General features: G+C 49.7%; 23 protein-coding genes, 1 tRNA gene and 1 riboswitch. Of the genes, 12 read left to right on the top strand and 12 right to left on the bottom strand.

The features are described 5' to 3' along the window. Positions 1-34: 34 nt before the first annotated feature. The 12 genes from AC07OI_RS05980 to AC07OI_RS05925 all read right to left on the bottom strand — a co-directional run bounded on the left by AC07OI_RS05980 (position 35) and on the right by AC07OI_RS05925 (position 9877). The gene (locus AC07OI_RS05980) at positions 35-2164 is read right to left on the bottom strand and encodes a TonB-dependent siderophore receptor (RefSeq protein ID WP_495256567.1); all 2130 of its coding nucleotides are present in this window, start codon (positions 2162-2164) and stop codon (positions 35-37) included. A gap of 68 nt (positions 2165-2232) precedes the next feature. Beyond that, a riboswitch (TPP riboswitch) is annotated at positions 2233-2331 on the bottom strand. 49 nt (positions 2332-2380) lie between these two features. Next, the gene (rarD, locus tag AC07OI_RS05975; protein WP_495256566.1) at positions 2381-3277 is read right to left on the bottom strand and encodes an EamA family transporter RarD; all 897 of its coding nucleotides are present in this window, start codon (positions 3275-3277) and stop codon (positions 2381-2383) included. Positions 3278-3359: 82 nt separating this feature from the next. Beyond that, complete coding sequence (locus AC07OI_RS05970) at positions 3360-4262, bottom strand: cobalamin-binding protein (protein WP_495256565.1); 903 nt, start codon at positions 4260-4262, stop codon at positions 3360-3362. Further along, positions 4262-5101 carry a pantoate--beta-alanine ligase gene (gene panC / locus AC07OI_RS05965; RefSeq protein ID WP_492702719.1) on the bottom strand — a complete coding sequence of 280 codons (840 nt, stop codon included), beginning with the start codon at positions 5099-5101 and terminating at the stop codon, positions 4262-4264. Before panC ends, AC07OI_RS05970 begins: the two co-directional genes overlap by 1 nt. 39 nt (positions 5102-5140) lie before the next feature. Further along, entirely contained in the window at positions 5141-5998 is an 858-nt protein-coding gene (locus tag AC07OI_RS05960; RefSeq protein ID WP_495256564.1) for a segregation and condensation protein A, read from the bottom strand. Between the two features lie 39 nt (positions 5999-6037). Then, positions 6038-6247 (bottom strand): DUF3460 family protein, encoded by a 210-nt coding sequence (locus AC07OI_RS05955; RefSeq protein ID WP_110253987.1) that lies wholly within the window; start codon positions 6245-6247, stop codon positions 6038-6040. 105 nt (positions 6248-6352) lie between these two features. After that, complete coding sequence (locus tag AC07OI_RS05950; RefSeq protein WP_495256563.1) at positions 6353-6934, bottom strand: LOG family protein; 582 nt, start codon at positions 6932-6934, stop codon at positions 6353-6355. After that, positions 6931-7602, bottom strand: a complete 672-nt coding sequence (locus AC07OI_RS05945) for a TetR/AcrR family transcriptional regulator (RefSeq protein ID WP_162041829.1) — start codon at positions 7600-7602, stop codon at positions 6931-6933. Before AC07OI_RS05945 ends, AC07OI_RS05950 begins: the two co-directional genes overlap by 4 nt. A gap of 62 nt (positions 7603-7664) precedes the next feature. Then, positions 7665-8183, bottom strand: a complete 519-nt coding sequence (locus AC07OI_RS05940; protein WP_492702722.1) for an RDD family protein — start codon at positions 8181-8183, stop codon at positions 7665-7667. Positions 8184-8187: 4 nt separating this feature from the next. Continuing rightward, entirely contained in the window at positions 8188-8889 is a 702-nt protein-coding gene (locus AC07OI_RS05935; RefSeq protein WP_495256562.1) for a DUF3106 domain-containing protein, read from the bottom strand. 2 nt (positions 8890-8891) lie between these two features. Next, on the bottom strand, positions 8892-9308 hold the full coding sequence (locus tag AC07OI_RS05930) for a DUF3619 family protein (RefSeq protein ID WP_492702724.1): 417 nt from the start codon (positions 9306-9308) through the stop codon (positions 8892-8894). Next, positions 9305-9877, bottom strand: a complete 573-nt coding sequence (locus AC07OI_RS05925; protein WP_492702725.1) for an RNA polymerase sigma factor — start codon at positions 9875-9877, stop codon at positions 9305-9307. Before AC07OI_RS05925 ends, AC07OI_RS05930 begins: the two co-directional genes overlap by 4 nt. A 538-nt stretch (positions 9878-10415) precedes the next feature. On the opposite strand from AC07OI_RS05925, the gene AC07OI_RS05920 reads away from it, so the two are divergent. From AC07OI_RS05920 to AC07OI_RS05865, 12 genes are all read left to right on the top strand, one after another. Beyond that, complete coding sequence (locus tag AC07OI_RS05920) at positions 10416-12131, top strand: acetolactate synthase 3 catalytic subunit (protein ID WP_492702726.1); 1716 nt, start codon at positions 10416-10418, stop codon at positions 12129-12131. Beyond that, entirely contained in the window at positions 12131-12622 is a 492-nt protein-coding gene (gene ilvN / locus AC07OI_RS05915; protein ID WP_110253980.1) for an acetolactate synthase small subunit, read from the top strand. Before AC07OI_RS05920 ends, ilvN begins: the two co-directional genes overlap by 1 nt. Positions 12623-12681: 59 nt before the next feature. Beyond that, positions 12682-13698, top strand: coding sequence for a ketol-acid reductoisomerase (gene ilvC, locus AC07OI_RS05910; RefSeq protein ID WP_495256561.1), 1017 nt, complete (start codon positions 12682-12684; stop codon positions 13696-13698). A gap of 358 nt (positions 13699-14056) precedes the next feature. Beyond that, positions 14057-14920 (top strand): CDP-diacylglycerol--serine O-phosphatidyltransferase, encoded by an 864-nt coding sequence (gene pssA / locus AC07OI_RS05905; RefSeq protein WP_492702727.1) that lies wholly within the window; start codon positions 14057-14059, stop codon positions 14918-14920. 501 nt (positions 14921-15421) lie between these two features. Then, entirely contained in the window at positions 15422-16960 is a 1539-nt protein-coding gene (locus tag AC07OI_RS05900) for a 2-isopropylmalate synthase (protein WP_492702728.1), read from the top strand. A gap of 138 nt (positions 16961-17098) precedes the next feature. Continuing rightward, a complete protein-coding gene (gene rpsO, locus AC07OI_RS05895) occupies positions 17099-17368 on the top strand; it encodes a 30S ribosomal protein S15 (RefSeq protein WP_110253976.1) in 270 nt (89 codons plus the stop codon). A 215-nt stretch (positions 17369-17583) separates the two neighbouring features. Beyond that, a complete protein-coding gene (pnp, locus tag AC07OI_RS05890) occupies positions 17584-19731 on the top strand; it encodes a polyribonucleotide nucleotidyltransferase (RefSeq protein ID WP_495256560.1) in 2148 nt (715 codons plus the stop codon). A 147-nt stretch (positions 19732-19878) separates the two neighbouring features. Next, the gene (locus AC07OI_RS05885; RefSeq protein ID WP_495256559.1) at positions 19879-20859 is read left to right on the top strand and encodes an NAD(P)H-quinone oxidoreductase; all 981 of its coding nucleotides are present in this window, start codon (positions 19879-19881) and stop codon (positions 20857-20859) included. A 193-nt stretch (positions 20860-21052) separates the two neighbouring features. After that, positions 21053-21796 carry a triose-phosphate isomerase gene (gene tpiA / locus AC07OI_RS05880; RefSeq protein ID WP_495256558.1) on the top strand — a complete coding sequence of 248 codons (744 nt, stop codon included), beginning with the start codon at positions 21053-21055 and terminating at the stop codon, positions 21794-21796. Between the two features lie 41 nt (positions 21797-21837). Then, a complete protein-coding gene (secG, locus tag AC07OI_RS05875) occupies positions 21838-22239 on the top strand; it encodes a preprotein translocase subunit SecG (protein ID WP_495256557.1) in 402 nt (133 codons plus the stop codon). Positions 22240-22324: 85 nt separating this feature from the next. Then, positions 22325-22409 (top strand) — tRNA-Leu (locus AC07OI_RS05870). A gap of 114 nt (positions 22410-22523) precedes the next feature. Further along, a complete protein-coding gene (locus AC07OI_RS05865; protein WP_110253971.1) occupies positions 22524-22883 on the top strand; it encodes an NADH-quinone oxidoreductase subunit A in 360 nt (119 codons plus the stop codon). Positions 22884-22886: the final 3 nt, after the last annotated feature.

Genomic DNA, 22886 nt, shown 5'->3' with positions numbered 1-22886 from the left:
AACTGGCATCGCTTTTTGAGCAAGGCATGCTGTATCAGAAATCGAATTGTGCCGACACTTTATAAGTACGTGGAGCACCAGGGAATAAATACCCACCCAGTGATTGCGTCACATCACGCCAGTAAAACTTGTCCAGCGCATTATCGATATTAAAGCGCAGGGTAGTGGCAGTACCACCAATTTGCGTTGCATAGCGCGCACCCAGATTGACGACATGATAGCCAGGCACGGTAACGCTGTTGTCCGGGCTGAATGCCTTGCTGCTGGCATATTGCCAACTTGCATTCACATTCAAACTCTTGACTTCAGCCACTACATAATCAGCATACACAGTCGATTTGAAGCGTGGCACATTCATGACACGTTTGTCGTCCAGGCTGCTGATGCCGGTGTTTTGCTGTTTGGCATCCAGTGCAGTCAGGCTGGCACCCAGATTCAATTGTGAGGTCAGCTTGCCCTGGGCAGAGAGCTCCAGACCGGTATGCAGGGCTTCACCATTGCTGACGTAGGTATTGCTGCTATTGGTATATTCCAGGGGCTTCTTGATGCGGAAGATGGCTGCAGACAGGCTCAGGTCACGCTGCACATCTGCCTTCACGCCAAATTCAATTTGTGTGGATTTGCCCGGGTTCAGCATTTTGTTTTCATTGCTGGTGCCAAAAGGGGCGATACCACCATGTTCCAGGCCTTGCGCAAAACTGCCGTATACAGAAACTTGCTGTACTGGTTTGAATACCAATGCGACCGTCGACAGGAACTTGTTCTGGTCATAGCCAGGATTATCGAATTGCGTGCGCGAGATATTCAGATGACGCAGACCCAGATGCAACTTCAGATTGTCTTGCAGGCTGATAATGTCTTGTACAAATGCTGACCATTCCTTGTCAGTGCGACGCAAGAAGACCGGGCCTGTTTTATTTGCCGATGGCATTACGCTGACAGGGCGGAACAAATTGCTGCTGCCAGCATAGTCATACACATAGTCACCAAAATAATCTTTACGCTGTGAATTGCTAAGACCAACAGCCAGTTCGTGCTGCATGCCACCCACATTGAATTTGCCATTCAACAGGGCCTGCGTACCCCACAGTGATTTGGACTCATTTACGCTTTGGTAGTCATACACATCATAGTCACCGTTCGCGCAATAGCCTGGATACAGATTGGCGGCACCACAGCCGTATGGGAAGGCTGTGTAGTCGTCGCGCTTGAATTCATGCTTGTTGGCAGAGACACTGGCGCGCCAGTCTGCATTGATCTGGTATTCAAAACGCAGACCCAGATTGCTGTTACGGGTATCTACCGGTCTTGCCCACGGCTGGGCATTCAGCATCAAGTCAGCAGGTACACCACGCGGCAATTCAGTGCCATTGAATAATTGAAAACCTGGTACCGACAATTGCGATTTGTGCTGGTAGTCAGCATCGATTTGCAACAGGGCTTGTGGTGTGATGTGCCAGTCAAATGCGGCAGAGACAAATTGGCGGTTACCGTCGGCGCCTTTGACATAAGAGCGCAGGCGTTCACCCGCTGCATTGATGCGGAAGCCAAATTGCTTGTCGCTGGAATTGTCGCTAATATCGGCGGCGCCATATACAGTGCCGCGCTCGCTGATTTCAAATGTGGCAGAGCGAACTGCATAGCTGGCAGGGCGTTTGGTCACATAATTAATGATGCCGCCTGGTGTGCCAAAGCCGGCCTGGAAGCCTGCTATGCCCTTGAGTATTTCTACACGCTCCTTATTTTCCAAAGGAATGGAAGCATCACCAGGAATGGCAAAACCGTCCTTGCGGTAGCTGCTGGAATTATCCAGGGCAAAGCCACGTATCGAGAATTGCTCGGCATAACCAATGGCGTTATACGCATCATTGACACTGGCATCATATTTCATCGCATCCGTGGTCTGGCGTATGCGCAGGTCCTGCATCTGCGTTACGCTGAAGGCATTGACTGAGTTAGGCGTATCCAGCAATGCCGCATCAATAAAGCCTGTGACCTTGCTGCGTTCGACCTTGGTTTCGGTACCCTTGCTGCCTGTGATCGTCACTTCTGGCAGCGATTTATCATTGCCAGGTGTATTTTGGGCATGCGCAGATGATAGCAACAGGCAAGCCTGGGCGATGGAGAGGGCGATGACGGTGGGGCGTACAGTAAAGTCAGACATGGTGTGCTCTTGGTTTGCTTTTAATGCGTTGTGGATGACAGCGCGGGAGCAAACAAAGAAGCAGGAGGGACCGGGACTTTGCGCTTCCCTTCGCTGGCATTATCCAGATCAGGTAGAAGGGACTCTCTCACCCGGAAATATTATTTCCAGGACCCCTAGCGTAGGCTGCAGTTTAACACGAAACCATTTATATAGCCTTTTTGCGGCAATTGGCGCTTAGCTGCCTGGCTTTACTTCCATTTTGACAGTACGGAAGTTGCGCCACAAACCTTCAGCCGAATAGACGATCAGCGCAGCCCAGATGGCGATAAAGCCCGCCAGTTTGTTGGAGTCAAAAGGTTCGTGATATAGCCACACGCCGAGCAATAACTGCACCAGTGGTGAAATGTATTGAAGTAATCCCAGTGTCGTCATCGGTATGCGACGGGCACCTGCAGCAAATAACAACAAGGGAATGGCAGTAATCGGGCCACTGATGAGCAACAGCATTTTGATATCCACGCTACTGGCGATGAAGCTGTTTTGTCCTTGCAAAGTCATCCAGCATAGCCAGCCAAAGGCAAATGGAAAGAGCAGGGCAGTTTCCAGTGACAAGCCTTCCAGTGCACCCAGTGCAGAAGTCTTGCGCAGCAAGCCGTAAGTGCCAAAAGTCGCTGCCAGCACCAGGCCTATCCATGGCAAATGGCCAGTCTGCACCGTCAGCCAGGCGACGCCCACAGCTGCTAATGCCACAGATAGCCATTGACCAGGGCGCAGTTTCTCGCGCAGCAATACTGAGCCTATCAGGATATTGACGAGAGGCGTGATGAAATAGCCAAGGCTGGCATCAACGATGTGGCCATGATTGACGGCCCAGATATAGACGAACCAGTTGGCAGATAAAAGCACGGCACTGAGTGCAAAACCACCTATCAGTTTTGGTTGCCTGATTGCTGTGCTGACCCAGGCCCATTGCTTGCGCCAGGTCAGAACACCAACCAGGAATAGCAATGACCACAGCATGCGGTTCAGCAAGATTTCCAGGGCAGGGACGTCGTGCAGGGTTTTGAAATAAATGGGGAACAGGCCCCAGAGGAAATACGCGGAGCCTGCAAACAAAATACCTTGGCGCATGAGTAGCAATCAATCTGTAAGGCTTGCGGCAGCAAGCAAGACAAACATTATCGCTTGAATAGAAATTGTTTGCTGCCAGCGCCTATTTGCTTCTTGCTGTGGCCAGGTGCTTGCATAGAGCTTCGGTACCATCGAGTATGCGCGGCCCGGCGCGATTCAGCCAGTCACCTTTGACTGTGTAGAAGTTGTTTTTCTTTACGGCTGTCAGGATGGGGTATTGCTTCCAGTCTGCCATGCTGTCGATATTTTCACCGCTGCTGAAGATGACATCAGGGTTCGCCGCCAGCACTGCTTCATTGGTGATGGTGGAGCTCAATTCTTTGAGCTGGCCAAATGCATTTTTGCCGCCGCACAAACGTATGGAGTCGGACACCATATGCGTGTCATTGATAGTCATCAATGGCCTGCGTATCATTTGATAATACACGCTTACCGGTGTCGCCCCGCTTGGCAATTGATAAGTCTTGCGCAGATTATCGAGACGCTGCCTGAACTTTTGGGCATTGGTTTTGCCAGTACTTTCAGTGCCAGCCAATGTCGCCAGTCTTTCTATTGATGTTGCCACCATTTCAAAATTATGGGGCTCACTTTCAAAGACAGTGATGTGATTGCTGCGCAATTTATTGGCCAGGATTTTGGCATTGCCCGTACCCCAGACAATGACCAGATCTGGTTTGAGGGAGAGCAGGCGCTCCAGGTCCAGTGCGAAAATATTGCCTATCGAAGGCAGTTTTTTTGCCGCCTCGGGATAGTCGCTGTAATCGGTCACTGCGATGATGTTATTTGCCGCACCAGCCTCGAACAGCATCTCGGTAATATGCGGCGCCAGGCTGACGATGCGTTGCGCGGGTTTCTCTACAGTGACCTGGCGTTGTGCATCATCCAGTACCGTGATGGATGCATGGGCAGCAACAGGTAAGGCCAGGCTCACGATAAGGCAGCTTGCAAGTGCAAGGCAGCCTGTTAGCAATTGAAAGCGACGCATCAAATTTCCAGATTGTCGATCAGTCGCGTGCCACCCAGTTTGGCAGCCGCCACCACAACCAGCGGTGATTGCTGGGCGATATCACCAGCAGAAGGTGGTTGCAGATCGGCGCGTTTGCGTATCGAGATGTAATCGGGTTTCCAGTTACGGGCCGCCAGTTTTGCCATGGCCTGACGTTCAAGTTCAAACATATCCAGATGGCCGGCGCGCACTTCTTCTGCAACTTCATTGAGTGTTTTGTACAAGGCAGGTGCTTCGGCCCGCTCTTCTGCCGAGAGATACATATTGCGGGAAGACAGGGCCAGGCCATCTTCTGCCCTGAAAGTTTCCGCGGCGATGATTTCGGTAGGCAGGGCAAATTGCTTGCTCATATTGCGCACTATCATAAGCTGCTGATAATCTTTTTTGCCAAAGACTGCAACGCGTGGTTGTACGCAGGAAAACAATTTCAGTACAACGGTGGTTACGCCGGTAAAGAAGCCGGGACGGAACTCACCTTCGAGTATGTTGCCCAGATCATCCGGTGGGCGCACGCGGTATTCCTGCGGTTCTGGATACAAGTCTTTTTCAGTTGGTGCAAACAGGACATACACGCCTTCTTTTTCCAGTTTCTCTACGTCAGCCTGGAAAGTGCGCGGGTATTTGTCGAAGTCTTCATTCGGGCCAAATTGCAGGCGATTCACGAAAATCGAAGCGACTACCGGATCGCCATGTTTTTTTGCCAGCCGCATCAGAGAGAGATGCCCTTCATGCAAATTGCCCATGGTCGGTACAAATGCGGTACGCAATTGTCCACTCAACTGGTCGCGCAATTCTTCTATTGAGGAAATGATTTTCATGTTACGGCTCTTTAGTGGGGAATAGTTTTATTCTTGTGATCAGGCTGGTGAATACGCCAGGCGCACGTAGATAGGTGCAAAGGCTTCTGCCTGGGTGATTTCTATCAAGGTTTCTTTGGCTAGCTCAAGCAGGGCGACAAAATTCACGACCAGCACCGGCGCACCACGGCTGACATCAAACAGGTCGGAGAATTCAACAAACTTGGATGACTGCAGCTTGCGCAAAATACCTGTCATGTGTTCACGTACCGACAGTTCTTCGCGGCTGATTTTGTGATGGGCGACAAGAGTCGCGCGCTTCAATACATCAGCCCAGGCAGATTGCAGGTCAGCTATGTCGACATGCGGCCAGTGCAGCACGGTGTTTTGCTCGACAAATACCTGGGCATGCAAAAAGTCGCGGCCCAGTTGCGGCACTGCATTGAGATCGTAAGCAGCCAGCTTCATCTGCTCGTATTCAAGCAGGCGGCGCACCAGTTCTGCGCGCGGATCATCAGCCTCTTCACTATCTGCGCTCTTGTTGGAGGGCAGCAGCATGCGTGATTTGATCTCGATGAGCATGGCGGCCATCAGCAGATATTCGGCAGCCAGTTCCAGATTGTGTTTGCGTATCTGATCGACATACTGCAAATACTGCAGTGTGACTTGCGCCATCGGGATATCAAGGATATTGAAGTTTTGCTTGCGTATCAGGTACAGCAGCAAATCCAGCGGGCCTTCAAAGGCTTCCAGGAATACTTCCAGCGCATCGGGTGGGATGTACAGGTCATTCGGCAGCTTGAAGAGCGGCTCGCCATAGAGTTTGGCAAATGCCAAACCATCGACAACATCAGGCGTGCTGTCGGTTGCGCCAACCAAAGGTAAATCGGTTGGGGTTAACGCTGCTGTGGTGCTCACAAGCTTTCCGGATTGATCAGGGTATCAAGGCAGGCTGCATCAGCCTTTGTTTTGATACACGTAGGCTTGCTGATTGATGCGCGATTCCTGGTTGCGTTTTTGCGTATCCAGATCAATTGCCTGCTTGTCCCATAACAGGGCACGGCCATCACGCTGGCTTTGCTCAAGTGCGGGATTCGCTTTTTTCAGGTCTTTGATGAAGTTGGTTGCTTCGGATTCGTACAACGAGAATTGCTTGGAGAATTTCATAATTTGAAATAAACACGAAAAGTCGGATGAAGCCGCATTTTACTCTGCTTTTGGCCTTGTCATATGGTTTTGGCCCTTGAGTAAAGCTTCAGGCGTGCAGAGAAATCACAGGTCTTTGACTTCCAGCCATTTTTTCACGTGCATGGGGCGATAGCTTGCAAATTTTTGCAAGAGCTGGGCTGGGTCAGTTTCTATATACAGCAAATCCAGGTGTGCAGGGCGCAAGAAGCCCTGTTCTACCGTGTGCAAGAGAAAATCATGCAATTTCCGGTAAAAATCATTGATATTATATAAACCAACCGGCTTTTCATGAAAACCCAATTGTGACCAGGTCAGCACTTCAAATAATTCTTCCAGCGTACCTATACCGCCAGGCATGGCGATGAAGGCATCAGACAAGTCTGCCATCATGGCTTTGCGTTCATGCATATTGGCAACGATATGCAGCGAGGTGAGGGCGGTATGGCCGACTTCCTTATCCATCAACGCTTTGGGGATGACGCCCGTAACTCTGCCACCCAGTCGCATGACTTCATCAGCGATCACTCCCATGAGGCCGACATTGCCGCCGCCGTACACCAGGCCAAGGTTTTGCCTGACCAGTTCGGCAGCCAGTTGGTGTGCTGCAATAGCGTAGTCGTCAGTGATGCCGGGAGAGGAGCCGCAATAAACGCAAATATTCTTCATGCGGGATTGATCTTGCGCAAATAGTCTTGCGACAGTTTTTCGAAGACGTTCTTGGTTTCGCCGCGCAGGTAAGGGCTGATCAGCACAATCACTTGGTAGCAGCCACGTGCCAGCGACTCTGACATGGTTTGCAGTTCAGTATACTTGCGCGGATTGCGTACATATTCATACGACAGCCAGTAAGTTGCCACTACTACCATATTAGTGGCCAGGGCATCAATATCAATGTCGCTGGCCTCAAACTCGCCGTCAGCGCGCAGGCCGTTACACAGCTCGGTCGCTACCTTGATTTTGTGCGTCAGTATTTCTTTGAAGTTCAGTTCCAGCTTGCGGTTCCTGGACAGCAAATCATTCAGGTCGCGATAGAAAAAGCGATAACGCCAGACCAGCTCAAAGGTCAGGTGCAGGTAAGTCCAGATATCCTGAATATTAGCTTTGCGCCCTTCGGGGAAAGCCAGCTTCTTGTTAATTTCTGCCTCGAACTGCACGAAGATGGAATTAACGATATCGTCTTTATTGCGAAAATGATAATAGAGATTGCCTGGGGAAATATTCATTTCCTCGGCAATCACGGTCGTGGTGATATTGGGCTCACCGAATTCATTGAAAAGGCGCAGGGATAGCTCAAGTATGCGTTCCCTGGTGCGACGAGGAGCTTTGTGTTGCATGTCATTCTTCTCGATAATTTATTTCATAAGAATAACATTGAATACGCAACATCAAAAGAGTATCAGGCTTTTGACTGTGCTTTCAGCTCAATTTCTGAGGGAATATGAATCAATCTGGTCTTGGCCAGACGGTCGTGCAGAAATTGCCCTTGTTTGTCAAAACGAGCAGTGCAAGCCCAGGCCAGCATGCCGACGATCACTACGGCAGCCATTTGCCATTCTTTGAGGCCCAGTTGGTAGTCCAGCGCCATGGCAGGCAAAAACCACATCCATGCCAGGCAATAACGGACGACGGCTTTGATGACAGGGAGTTTGCCGCCGTCCAGGTCAACCACCTTGATACGCCAGGTTTGCATGGCAAGGGTTTGACCGCTACGGCTCCAGCAAAAAACAAAATAGGCACCTATCACCAAAAACAACCAGAACTGGCGTGCGTGACGTAACATCAGAGCATGCCTGCTTTGCGTGATGACGTCAAAGATAAAGCTGGAGACAAAAACGATACCAAACAAGAGCATGGCCTCATAGACCATGCAAATCAGGCGACGACGTAATAGTGGTGCGGTCAGATCGGAATTCACAGGATTACTTGCTTGTAGAGGCGGGAATGCTGGCAGCAGTTACATCTGCCACGTTGGATGCGGGGCTATAAATTGCGGTTGATGCCGGTGCCACCGTGACAACGGCAGGCGGTGTAACTACCTTGGCGGCAGGTGCAGTAGTGGAGGCGGGTTTAGGTCCGACCTTGATTGGTGCCAGAATTTTTGGGTTCTTGACAGATTCCGATGGCAGATTGGTTACACTTTTCTTTTTTTGATTCTCATCAGCCAGGCGTTTTTTTTCTTCTTCGCTCAGTTGCTGGTATTGCTGCCACTGGGCGGATTTATGCTCGGGCTTGAGTTGTGTTGATTTTGCGTAGTTTTCACGGGCAGCCATACGTTGCTCTGGTGTCAATTTGACCCAGTCGCGCATACGTTCTTGTAGTCTGGCCTGCTCATCTGGCTTCATCGTTGCATAACGATTGGCGATCTCCAGCCATTTTTTCTTACCGAGCTCAGACATCTTGTCCCACTCCGGGCTCAGCGGTGCCAAAGCCAGCTTTTGTGCCGCGCTAAGCTCTATCCACAGCGGCTTGCTCAGGGTGCTGCCACCCAGCAAACTGGTGCTGGCTTTACTTGTGGCTTGTGCATTGGACGCAGGAACAGAAATACCGCCGGCAAAAGCCAGCGGTATTGCAAGAGACAGAATAATGAAAAAGACAGAATTCGGCATTAACGCAAACGTCACTACTACTCCTCCGTTTTGTTCAAATAAGCACTGAACCCGGTATCAACATAAGCGGCTGGAGGCAATTCATCAACCAGAACCGCAGCATCAATATCTGCCAGTTCATTAATGTTTTGCTGCTGCTCGTATTCATAAATGCCCAACAAGCCAATTATCAATACCAGCAAGGGCAAGGCTAAACCCAGTTTACCCATCCAGGAACCCGGTCCCTGGAAAGAAAAGCCAGAATTACCAGCCAATACGCCTTTAAATACCTGTACTGCTACAGGTGCTTCCTGCTTCTTGCGGGCCAAAGCCTGCTTGCGGGCTTGTGCCAGCCTGTCCAGAGTGGGGGCAGGCAGGTTTTCCGCTGACTCATTCAGCGCCCGTCTTACCTTGTAAGCAAACTCAAGGTCTTTCGCTTCTTTTGAATAGTTCATAGGTGAATTCCTTTAGCCTTGAGCGTGACGGCCAATGCGTGTGTCGCCCTGGAGCAGTGTGTTTTGACGCTGCCTTCTGAGCAACCCATTGCAGCGGCGGTTTCCGCTACATCCATGTCTTCCCAATAACGCATGAGGAAGGCTTCCCGTTGACGTGCTGGAAGTTTTTTTATTTCTTCGTCAATTATGTTGAGAACTTGCTCACGTTCTATCTTGTCGGCACTGGATTCTGACGATTCTGAACCCTCTTCGGCAGCATAACTTTCCAATAAGTCAAAATTGTCATCGTCCTGGTTATTGGACGGTGTAATACTGGAAAACAAGCTGACCCAGGTGTTTCTGACTTTTTCCCGGCGGAAAAAATCCAGAATGGTATTTTGCAGTATACGCTGAAACAGCATGGGCAATTCTGCGGCCGGCTTGTCGCCATATTTTTCGGCGAGCTTGATCATCGCTTCCTGGACGATGTCCAGAGCAGACTCTTCATTTCTTACTGTATAGACAGCATGTTTGAAAGCGCGACGTTCTACACCTTCCAAAAAGCTGGATAATTCTTTGTCTGTGGCCATTGTTGGCAGTTACGTTGTGATAGCAGGCACTGCTTCTTCTTGAACATTGAATAATGTCATTGAACTTTTTAAAGAAGCGGGCCATGCAAAATTGCGCACATGCTAGCAAAAATACGTGCTTATGTCCTGAATTTTGTGCTTTCTTGTCATTTGATAACATTGTAAAGTTAAATAAGTTTCTTTTCTTATAGAATTTTCCTTGACCAAATTGCTGCGACGCAGTACCTTGTGAGTCCGCTCCAAAATCTCGGGGCACAAAATACTTGTCCGGAACAGCCCACAATGCTGCAACCGACAAGTTCGCTTTAAGAAGCTGTTTGTTCTGACCCATGCCACAAGCGTGAGAAGTCTGTCGTTGTAAAGCCTTAATACTGATTGAACGAGTGCACTAAGCTTTGCCTGGCACCATATCCAACGGATGTGTAAAGGGGAATGTGACCGCACATAAAGGGATCTCAGCTTTCCGGTATTTACATGTCGATTTCGCCAGGAAAGAACATCCGATCAATCTCCTATGGACCTTGAAAGGACACAATTTATGAGTTCAGAATTTACAGGCGCAGAGATACTTGTCAAGTGTCTGGCCGAAGAGGGTGTTGAGCATGTGTTCGGATATCCGGGCGGTGCCGTACTCTATATCTATGACGCGATTTTCAATCAGGACAAGTTCCAGCATATCCTGGTGCGTCACGAGCAAGCTGCAGTGCATGCTGCTGATGCTTATTCCCGTTCCTCCAATAAAGTAGGCGTGGCTCTGGTCACTTCCGGACCTGGCGTTACCAATGCGGTAACCGGGTTGGCAACTGCTTATATGGATTCGATCCCCATGGTGATCATTTCGGGTCAGGTGCCCAGTGCCGTTATCGGCCAGGATGCTTTCCAGGAATGCGATACCGTTGGTATTACCCGCCCATGCGTAAAGCATAATTTTTTGGTGAAAGACGTCAGAGACCTGGCCGAGACCGTCAAGAAGGCATTCTATATTGCAACGACAGGTCGTCCTGGTCCTGTGCTGGTGGATATCCCTAAAGATATCAGCATGCACAAAACTACCTATAGCTACCCTAAAGAAGTCGAAATGCGCTCTTACAAGCCAGTCGACAAAGGGCATGCAGGGCAAATTCGCAAGGCTGTGCAACTGTTGTTGCAGGCTGAACGTCCCATGATTTATACCGGTGGCGGCGTGATACTCGCGCATGCGGCACCGGAACTGAACAAGTTGGTTGATCTGCTCGGTTTCCCATGTACCAATACCCTGATGGGTTTGGGTGCCTACCGTGCCAGCGATGAAAAATTCGTCGGCATGCCAGGCATGCATGGTACTTACGAAGCCAATATGGCCATGCAGCACTGCGACGTGTTGATCGCCATTGGTGCCCGTTTTGATGACCGCGTGATTGGCAACCCCAAGCATTTTGCTTCGCATCCGCGCAAGATCATTCATATTGATATTGATCCTTCGTCGATTTCCAAGCGCGTCAAGGTTGATATTCCTATCGTCGGTAATGTCAAAGACGTGTTGCAGGAAATGTTGTCACAACTGAGTACGGTTGAGACACGTCCTGATCCCAAGGCACTGGCTGCCTGGTGGAAACAGGTCAATGAATGGCGTGGTCGCGAATGCCTGAAATACCCGACTTCAAATGAAGTCATCAAGCCACAGTCCGTGGTTGAAAAAGTGTGGGAAGTGACCAAGGGCGATGCCTTTGTTACCTCGGACGTAGGCCAGCATCAGATGTGGGCTGCACAATACTACCGCTTCGACAAGCCACGTCGCTGGATCAATTCCGGTGGCTTGGGCACCATGGGGGTCGGTTTGCCGTATGCCATGGGTGTGCAGATGGCTAATCCTGATGCGACTGTTGCCTGTATCACTGGCGAAGCCTCGATACAGATGTGCATACAGGAGCTCGCGACCTGCAAGCAATATCACCTGACGCCAAAAATCATCTTGTTGAACAACCGCTTCCTTGGCATGGTCAGGCAGTGGCAGCAGATTGATTATGGTTCACGCTATTCTGAATCTTACATGGACTCCTTGCCTGACTTTACCAAGCTGGTGGAAGCCTATGGTCACGTTGGCATGAAGATAGAAAATCCGGCGGATGTCGATGGTTCCATACGTGAAGCCTTCGCCATGAAGGACAGGCTGGTATTCATGAACTTCATTACTGATCAAACCGAGAATGTCTGGCCTATGGTCAAGGCAGGCAAGGGTTTGACTGAAATGTTGCTGGGTTCGGAGGATCTGTAATGAGACATATTATTTCCATCCTTCTTGAGAATGAAGCCGGTGCCTTGTCCCGCGTGGTTGGTCTGTTCTCTGCCCGTGGCTATAACATTGAAACTTTGACGGTTGCGCCAACTGAAGACCCGACCCTGTCACGTATGACTATCGTGACTTCCGGCTCTGACGACATCATCGAACAGATCACCAAGCATTTGAACCGTTTGATTGAGGTGGTCAAGGTGGTTGATCTGACCGAGGGCGCGCACATAGAACGCGAACTGATGCTGATCAAGGTACGAGCGGTCGGCAAGGAACGCGAAGAGATGAAGCGCACCGCAGATATTTTCCGTGGCCGCATTATCGATGTCACCGAAAAGACCTACACCATAGAATTGACCGGTAATAAAGGTAAATTGGATGCTTTCATTGATTCCATAGACCGCACGGCAATTCTGGAAACGGTACGTACCGGTGGTTCAGGCATAGGACGCGGCGAACGCATCCTCAAGGTTTAAAAAATAGTTTCAGGCATACGCCATTCCCCTACAAAAATACTTAATTATTAGGATACAAAATGAAAGTTTTCTACGACAAAGATTGTGATCTCTCCCTGATCAAAGGCAAAAACGTTGCTATCATCGGCTACGGTTCTCAAGGCCATGCACACGCACAGAACTTGAATGATTCCGGCTGTAAAGTAACTGTCGCCCTGCGTAAAGGCGGCGCATCCTGGGACAAGGCAAAAAATGCCGGTCTGAACGTGGCTGAAGTGAATGATGCAGTTAAAGCTGCTGACGTCATCATGATCTTGCTGCCAGATGAAAACATCGCCCAGGTTTACGCTGAAAACGTTGCTCCTCATGCCAAACAAGGCGCAGTGCTGGCATTTGCCCACGGCTTCAATGTTCACTACGGTCAAGTTGTACCACGCGCCGATCTGGACGTCATCATGATCGCTCCTAAAGCACCAGGCCACACTGTGCGCGGTACTTACAGCCAAGGTGGTGGTGTGCCTCACCTGATCGCTGTGTATCAGGATAAATCCGGTTCTGCCCGTGACATTGCCCTGTCTTATGCGATGGCTAACGGCGGTGGCCGCGCTGGTATCATCGAAACCAACTTCCGTGAAGAAACAGAAACTGATTTGTTCGGCGAACAAGCTGTTCTGTGCGGTGGCGCAGTTGAATTGATCAAAGCTGGTTTTGAAACCCTGGTTGAAGCTGGCTACGCGCCAGAAATGGCTTACTTTGAATGTCTGCATGAACTGAAACTGATTGTTGACCTGATCTATGAAGGCGGTATCGCCAACATGAATTACTCGATCTCCAACAACGCAGAATATGGCGAATATGTAACTGGCCCTAAAGTCGTTACAGAAGACACTAAAAACGCCATGCGCCAATGCCTGAAAGATATTCAGACTGGTGAGTACGCGAAGAGCTTCATCCTGGAAAACAAAGCTGGCGCACCAACTTTGATCTCCCGCCGTCGTTTGACTGCTGAGCATCAGATCGAAGAAGTGGGCGCGAAATTGCGTGCCATGATGCCTTGGATCGCTAAAAACAAACTGGTTGATCAATTGAAGAACTGATCTTCAAGATTGCCGGCCATCATCCTGCGTGCGCTTGCAGGTGCACGCAGCTCGAAGGCTAAAAGTCGTCCACTTGGACGACTTTTTTTATGCCTTCAAGTACGCTTGGATTGCTAAAAAACAAACTGGTTGATCAATCGAAGAACTAAATTTTTAGGTTGAACTTCAAGAAAGCAAAAAGCGCCCATCAAGGTGTGATTTTTGTTTATGTAGCTGCTGTTCTGCCGCCTGCATGCTGTCACGAGCATGTCATTCAATTATGCGAATTGTTTTCGCAGCCAATAATCACGGTTATACTTCCCACACTTTTGACTTCTATTGTCTGGCATTGCCGGGCAAGTTTTTACGAAATAACCGCATGTCCACACCTAATCGACGCAAGCCTAAGGGGAGTTTCAAGCTTTTTCCCAGAGGTATACGCAAAACGCAACAATCTGCTGAAGTCGTTGCCGCTGAGGTCGCTCCTAAGAGGCGGCGCGGCATTTATTTATTGCCGAATGCATTTACCACGGCAGCCCTGTTTTGCGGTTTTTATGCCATTGTCATGGCAATGAATCAACGTTTTGATCAGTCTGCCCTGGCAATTTTCGTGGCCATGGTGCTGGATAGCCTGGATGGTCGCGTTGCCCGTATGACCAATACCCAGAGTGAATTTGGAGCGCAATACGATAGTTTGTCGGACATGATTTCCTTCGGCGCGGCGCCCGCATTAGTGGCTTATGAATGGTCACTCAAAGGCATGGGCAAGCTGGGCTGGCTCGCAGCCTTCGTCTATTGTGCCGGCGCAGCTTTGCGTCTGGCGCGTTTCAATACCAATATTGGCGTAGTTGATAAGCGTTACTTCCAGGGCTTGCCCAGTCCTGCGGCAGCCGCCCTGGTTGCTGGGTTCGTATTGTTGATGGAAGACTTGCATTTCCTGGGGCGCGACCTGAGCTGGAGTACCTGGAGTATCACCTTGTTCGCTGGTTTGACGATGGTGACCAATGTGCCTTTCTATAGTTTCAAGGACGTGAACCTGCGTAAGTCAGTGCCATTCATTGCACCTTTCCTCATCGTGCTGGCTTATGTTGCCGTGGTCAGTGATCCGCCCAAGGTTTTGTTTGGTTTGTTTGTTTTGTACGGCTTGTCTGGTTATGTAGTCTTGCTGTGGCGCTGGCGCAAGGGCAGGCCGGTCAGTATCGTGCAGACCAGTGTTGATGATCATCACCATGATGATAAATAGGACTTACGCAAAACCGCCCCAGCTGCGTTGCAGCTCCTAGCCGTACTAAAGTACTGTCTTCGTCGCTACGCCTTGCTGGGACAATTTTGAGTAAGACCTAATAAATAGGGCAGCATCAAAACCCGCAATGCCAGATTAAATTCGGTGCTTTTCAAGAAAAGTCGCAATACGGAAAATGTATCGCGGCTTTTTTGCTTTTATACCTGAGAAAAGAAGGATTTTCCTGCTATAAATTCTTGCACTTTTGTGTCTTTGCGCTTATAGTCTTTTGCATGAACTCCGCATCTACATCAATAGCAAAAAACACTACGGCAGGCCTGTCTGGTCTGCTATCGCTATTGCTGGCATCTCTACTAGCGTTCACGCGCTAAATCCCCTACACCCACAATTCGAGTAGTCTCACCACCCATGTGCGTCTTGCAAGGGTAGGCTAAAGAATATTCACAGTGCAGCTTTATATCTACAACATTTCAGACTTAAATTCATATCAGGAGCAATAACATGGCCGACAAACTCATCATATTCGACACAACCTTGCGCGATGGCGAGCAATCCCCTGGGGCATCCATGACCAAGGATGAAAAAATCCGTATTGCCAAGCAACTGGAGAGAATGAAGGTCGATGTGATAGAAGCCGGTTTTGCTGCCGCTTCACCAGGTGATTTTGAATCCATCAAGGCGATTGCATCCGTCATCAAGGACTCGACGATTTGCTCTTTGTCGCGCGCCAATGACCGCGATATTGCCCGTGCGGCAGAAGCCTTGCAAGCCGCTCAACGTAAGCGTATTCATACTTTCATTGCGACTTCGCCTTTGCATATGGAAAAGAAATTGCGCATGACACCGGACCAGGTATTAGAGCAAGCAATACAAGCCGTGCGCTATGCCCGCAATTTTACTGACGACGTGGAGTTCAGTCCTGAAGATGGTAGCCGTTCAGATATGGATTTTCTCTGCCGCGTGCTGGAAGCAGTTATTAAAGAGGGGGCAACAACGATCAACTTTGCTGACACAGTCGGTTATGCCGTGCCTGAACTGTACGGCAATATGCTGAAATCTTTGCGCGAGCGTATCCCTAATTCTGACAAGGCGATCTGGTCTGTGCATTGCCACAATGACCTGGGCATGGCAGTGGCCAACTCGTTGGCTGGTGTCATGATAGGCGGAGCGCGTCAGATTGAGTGCACCATCAATGGCCTGGGTGAACGTGCAGGTAATACCGCACTCGAAGAAATCGTCATGGCCGTTCGCACTCGCAAGGATTATTTTGACCTGCAACTGGGCATAGACATCAGTCAGATCGTGCCTGCTTCCAAACTGGTGTCGCAAATCACCGGTTTTGCCGTGCAACCGAATAAAGCTGTCGTTGGTGCAAATGCTTTCGCCCATGCATCCGGTATCCATCAGGACGGTATCTTGAAGGCGCGTGATACCTACGAAATCATGCGTGCCGAAGATGTGGGCTGGAGCGCCAATAAACTGGTGCTGGGCAAATTGTCTGGCCGTAATGCCTTCAAGCAGCGCCTGGAGGAATTGGGCATAGCCCTGGAGTCGGAAACTGAAGTCAATGCCGCCTTTGCGCGCTTCAAGGAGTTGGCCGACAGAAAGTCTGACATATTCGACGAAGATATTCTCGCTCTTGTGTCTGACGAAGAGCATGCACATAACAATGACGCCTTCCACTATGTGTCTTTGTCGCAGCGCTCAGAAACGGGTGAGTTGCCTTATGCCAAAGTCGTATTTACTTCGGAAGGCAAAGAAGTCACTTGCGAAGGTAATGGCAATGGCCCGGTAGATGCCATCGTCAATGCCATCGATTCCAAGGTGCAGAGTGGGGCGGAGCTGTTGTTGTTCTCGGTGAATGCGATTACCACTGGGACCCAGTCACAGGGTGAGGTCACCATGCGTTTGTCCAAGGCTGGCCGCATCGTCAATGGCGTAGGCGCTGATCCTGATATCGTTGTTGCTTCAGCGAAAGCTTATTTGTCGGCATTGAATAAATTGCAATCAAAAACCGAGAAACTGAATCCGCAGATTTAAACCAGATTTGATTCTGGCTAAAAACGGTGTTATAGTCACGCGTTCCGTCATTCCGGCGGAATTGTTATGTCACGATAATGATGGTTTTGTAGCTGTTTTATAAATAGCGACTATTGTTATCGCATGTTAAGGAAAATCATGTCTATCGAAAAAAATGCAAAAGCCGCTATCGTAGCGGACAATGCCCGTGGTCAAAACGACACAGGCTCCCCTGAAGTGCAAGTTGCTCTGTTGACTGCACGTATCAATGATCTGAATGGTCACTTCAAAGCTCACTCTAAAGATCACCACTCACGTCGTGGTTTGATCATGATGGTTAACCGTCGTAAGAGTCTGTTGTCTTACCTGAAAGGTAAAGACTTGAATCGCTATCGCTCACTGATCGAAAAACTCGGCTTGCGTAAGTAATTCTTGCTGAATTTAGCAAAAGATTTGTAGCAAAAAGCCTGCGTCAGTTCACTGTCGCAGGCTTTTTGTCCATCTAGAGTTTTAGTTTTACCCAGTTTTAGCCCGGTTTTTGATGTAAATATTAAAAAACAGGCAAAAAGCAATCCAGGCGGGTTGCTCGCGGTGAGGTGAACGACAGCGCCTGAAAATCTGTCGGCAAATAGAAAGGACACATTGTGTTTAATAAAATTACCAAAACCTTCCAATATGGTCAGCACCAGGTAACACTGGAAACCGGCGAAATCGCTCGCCAGGCATCGGGTGCAGTCCTGGTATCCATAGAAGATACCGTTGTACTGGCAACTGTCGTTGCCAAGAAAGATGCAAAACCAGGTCAGGATTTCTTTCCTCTGACCGTGGACTACATGGAAAAAACTTACGCTGCCGGCCGTATTCCTGGCGGTTTCTTCAAGCGTGAAGGTCGTCCATCAGAAAAAGAAACACTGACTTCCCGTTTGATCGATCGTCCTATCCGCCCTCTGTTCCCAGAAGGTTATCTGAACGAAGTTCAGGTCATCATCCATGTATTGTCCGTCAATCCAGAAATCGATCCTGATATCGCTGCAATGATCGGTGCTTCTGCTGCGATCTCTGTTGCTGGCATCCCATTCAGTGGTCCGGTTGGCGCCGCACGAGTTGGTTATATTGAGGGTCAATATGTATTGAACCCAACAGCAACTCAACTGAAACAATCCAAGCTGGATCTGGTTGTTGCTGGTACTGAGCAAGCCGTGTTGATGGTTGAGTCCGAAGCACAGCAATTGTCTGAAGAAATCATGTTGGGCGCGGTTGTCTACGGCCACACGCAAATGAAAGCTGTGATCAATGCGATCCATGAACTGGTACGTGACGGTGGCAAGCCTGAAGTGCAATGGGCGCCTGCTGCAAAAAATGAGCCGCTGATTGCTGCTGTTACAGCAGTGGCAGAGCCTCTGTTGCGCACTGCGTATCAAACCAAAGAAAAGCAGGCGCGTACTGAACAATTGAAGGCGGCAACGTCTACAGTTGCTGCGGCGCTGGCTGAGCAAGCTGCTGCCAAAGGCGAAGCTGCTCCCGATTCATCTGAAGTTGGCAATATCCTGTTTGATCTGGAAGCGAAAATCGTTCGCTCCCAAATCCTGGAAGGCGAGCCACGTATTGACGGTCGTGATACGCGCACTGTGCGTCCTATCACTATCCGTACTGGCGTTTTGCCACGTACGCATGGTACAGCCCTGTTCACGCGCGGTGAAACTCAGGCTTTGGTGATTGCTACTCTGGGTACTGCCCGTGACGAACAAAAAATCGATGCGCTGATGGGCGAATACTCCGATCGCTTCATGCTGCATTACAATATGCCTCCGTTCGCTACTGGCGAAACAGGTCGCGTTGGTACGCCTAAGCGTCGTGAAATTGGTCATGGCCGTCTGGCTAAACGTGCATTGCAAGCTGCGCTGCCTGATCCTGAAGATTTCAGCTACTCCGTTCGTCTGGTATCCGAAATTACAGAATCCAATGGTTCATCTTCCATGGCTTCCGTCTGCGGCGGTTGCCTGGCGTTGATGGATGCTGGCGTGCCGATGAAAGCACACGTTGCCGGTATCGCGATGGGTCTGATCAAGGATGGCAACAAGTTTGCCGTTCTGACAGATATCCTGGGTGATGAAGATCACCTCGGCGATATGGACTTTAAAGTAGCTGGTACTGCAGAGGGCATCACTGCCTTGCAAATGGATATCAAAATCCAGGGTATCACTAAAGAAATCATGCAAGTCGCTTTGGCGCAGGCCAAAGAAGGCCGTATCCATATCCTGGGTAAAATGCAGGAAGCCGTACCTGTCGGTAAAACCGAATTGTCTGACTTTGCTCCGCGCCTGATCACGATCAAGATCAACCCTGAAAAAATCCGTGATGTTATCGGTAAGGGTGGTGCAGTGATCCGTGCTCTGACAGAAGAAACTGGCACGCAAATTGATATCAGTGATGAAGGTGTCGTTACTATCGCTTCTGTTGATGCAGCCGCTGGCCAGGAAGCCAAACGCCGTATCGAAGAACTGACTGCAGAAGTTGAAGTTGGCAAGATCTATGAGGGTACAGTATTGAAGTTGCTGGACTTCGGTGCAATTGTGCAAATCATGCCAGGTAAAGATGGTTTGCTGCACATCAGCCAAATCGCCAATGAGCGCGTGAATGCAGTTGCTGATTACCTCAAAGAAGGTCAGCAAGTACGTGTAAAAGTACTGGAAACTGATGACCGCGGTCGCTTCAAGTTGTCGATGAAGGCAGCAGCTTCTGAGTCTGAAGCGCAAGCTCAGCCTCAACAACAGCAACAACAGCAGCAGTAATAAATTCACGCAGCCTTTGGGTTGAGTGAATTAATAATAAGCTGCAAATGAGTTGAAAACGCCCGTCTCGCACGGGCGTTTTTTTATTGGCTTACAATTGCGTACTGTATCGCTGGACCCATACAAAGGCTGAAGATGAAAACTGAAATGCGCGCAATTGAAATTACCCAATATGGCAAACCTGAAGTATTGCAAATTTGCAGCAGGCCCGTGCCGGTGCCAGGCAAGGGTGAGTTATTGATCAGGGTTGTCGCGGCTGGTGTGAATCGCCCTGATGTCTTGCAGCGACTTGGTTTTTATCCTGTGCCACCAGGGGCTTCTGATTTGCCTGGGCTGGAGGTGGCTGGCGAGGTGGTTGGTGGTGATGTGCAGGGTAGTGGGTTTGAATTGGGTGATCAGGTTTGTGCATTGGTGCAGGGTGGTGGGTATGCGGAGTATTGCGTGGCACCTGCGGGTCAGTGTTTGAAGACGCCAGCGGGCATGTCCGTTATAGAGGCGGCCTCGCTGCCGGAAACCTATTTTACTGTCTGGAGCAATGTATTCCAGCGGGCGCATTTGTCGCCTGGCGAAAGTTTTCTGGTGCAGGGCGGTACTTCAGGCATAGGTGTAGCAGCAATCCAGATTGCCCGGGCATTGGGGCACAGGGTTTTTGCTACCGCTGGTTCTGATGAGAAGTGCAGGGCGACTGAAAAGCTGGGCGCGGAGCGCGGCATCAATTACAAGACTGAAAATTTTGTCGAAGTCGTCAAGGAATTGACTGCAGGTAAGGGTGTGGATGTCATCCTGGATATGGTTGCTGGATCTTATGTGCCGAAAGAAATCAATTGCCTGGCGGATGATGGCAGATTGGCCATCATTGCTCTGCTGGGCGGTACTTCTGCCGAGCTTGATCTGGGGCAGGTCTTGCGCAGGCGGCTGACGGTGACTGGATCGACCCTGCGACCTCGGTCTATTGCTTTCAAGGCAAAAATCTCTGCTGAGCTGCAAACGCATGTCTGGCCACTGCTGGTTTCGAAAAAAATAGTGCCAGTGATACACCAGGTTTTTCCTCTGGAGCAGGCGGCGCAAGCTCACGCCATGATGGAAGAGGGTTTGCACATAGGTAAAATCATGTTGGCTTTGGATTAGGGGCTGTGCCGCCTGCTTTCTTGAGTTTTCTTGCGAGTATGTAGTGTGCTTGCCTCTTATGTTGCTGTATTGCTCATATATCTGAGGTAATTATGCCTTTAAAGCAAGTTCTTGATGTAAAAACTGGTCTTGCTGGTTTGACCCTGTCTGCGCTGAAGGCTACAATAGACGGTTATTTATATTTTGGCTCACTATGCGACGCACCTTAATAGCCGGTAACTGGAAAATGAATGGTAGTTTTGCTGCCAACCGTTCATTGTTGTCTGAAGTCAAGGCGGGTTTGCCTGCCGATTTGCATTGCGATGTGCTGGTGTGTGCTCCTGCGCCTTATTTCGCGCAATGCGCCGATTTACTGTGTGGTACTGCAGTCAACTGGGGCGCGCAAGATGTATCCGTGCATGCCCATGGCGCATACACTGGTGAGATTTCTGCTTCCATGTTGCAGGACTGCGCTTGCAAATATGCAATCGTCGGGCATTCTGAGCGCCGTGCTTATCATGCCGAGAGTAATGAGTTGGTAGCGCAGAAGGCGCAGCAATTGTTAAAGCACGGTGTATTGCCGATAGTCTGCGTGGGTGAAACGCTGGAGCAGCGTGAGAGTGGCCAGACTAATGCAGTTGTGGCTGCGCAATTGAATGCGGTTCTGGATGTGCTGGGTGCCTTGGATGGTGTGGTGATTGCCTATGAGCCTGTATGGGCTATTGGCACAGGTAAAACAGCAACGCCAGAAATGGCGCAAGAAGTACATCATTTCCTGCGCCAGCAGGTGGCTGCGCGTGATGCAGGTGCGGCAGAAAAAGTACAGATTTTGTATGGTGGTAGCATGAAGCCGGAAAATGCCAAAGAATTATTGGCAATGCCCGATATTGATGGTGGTTTGATTGGTGGGGCTGCACTGAAGTCGCAAGATTTTCTTGCGATTATCGCTGCCAGTTAATTGATTTATTGTAGTACTTAATTTTTACTTGGATGTTTTGAATGCAAACTTTACATACGTTGGTCATTGTTGTTCAGATACTGTCTGCATTGACAATTATTGGTCTGGTTTTGTTGCAGCACGGTAAAGGTGCTGATATGGGGGCCTCTTTTGGTTCCGGTGCTTCTGGTAGCTTGTTTGGTGCAACTGGCTCGTCCAATTTCTTGTCCAAAGCAACGGGTATAGCTGCTGCGATATTTTTTGCGGCGACCCTGGGTCTGGCAGTATTCAGTACTGGTGCCCGCAAACCTTCCGGTGGTGTGATGGAAGGCGTAACAGTCGTCCAGCCTGCTGCTAATGCTGCTGCAAGTGCGTCGGCATCTGCTCCTGCGGCGGCTTCTGCTGCAACTGCAACATCTGCGCCAGCTTCCGCCGCTGGTCAAGCGGGTCAGATTCCAAAATAAATTGATCTTGCTCAGCAAAAAACATTGAATTGCTGCAATTGCGCGTTGAACAATGAGGCTATACATAGTAGAATGCTGGGCTTAAGCCGACGTGGTGAAATTGGTAGACACGCTATCTTGAGGGGGTAGTGGCGAAAGCTGTACGAGTTCGAGTCTCGTCGTCGGCACCAAAAAAATAAGGCCAGTTTTCTTTGCTGGCCCGGTCGAGGAAGCAGTCGTTTCTTGTTGTCTGATCTTAAGAAATGACTTGCTTCAATCTGGCATTCAATTACAGGTAGCCTAACGTGAACCTCGAAAATTATTTCCCAGTTCTTCTCTTTATTCTGGTTGGTATCGCTGTAGGTGTGGTGCCGCAAATCCTGGGGCGTGTTCTTGCTCCATATAAACCAGACTCACAAAAAAATTCTGCTTACGAATGCGGTTTTGAGGCATTCGAAGATGCGCGCATGAAATTTGATGTGCGCTATTACCTGGTGGCGATTCTGTTTATTTTGTTCGATCTGGAAACGGCATTCTTCTTCCCTTGGGGTGTGGCAATGCGTGATCTGGGCTGGACGGGTTTTCTGATTATGCTCGGCTTCGTGCTGGAGTTTGGCGTTGGATTTTGGTACATCTGGAAAAAAGGCGCTCTGGATTGGGAGTGATGG

The sequence above is a fragment of the Undibacterium sp. GW821-FHT07F11 genome, from assembly GCF_059418665.1.
The sequence above is the reverse complement of the archived record's forward strand: the minus strand, read 5'-3'. Positions and strand labels throughout refer to the sequence as shown.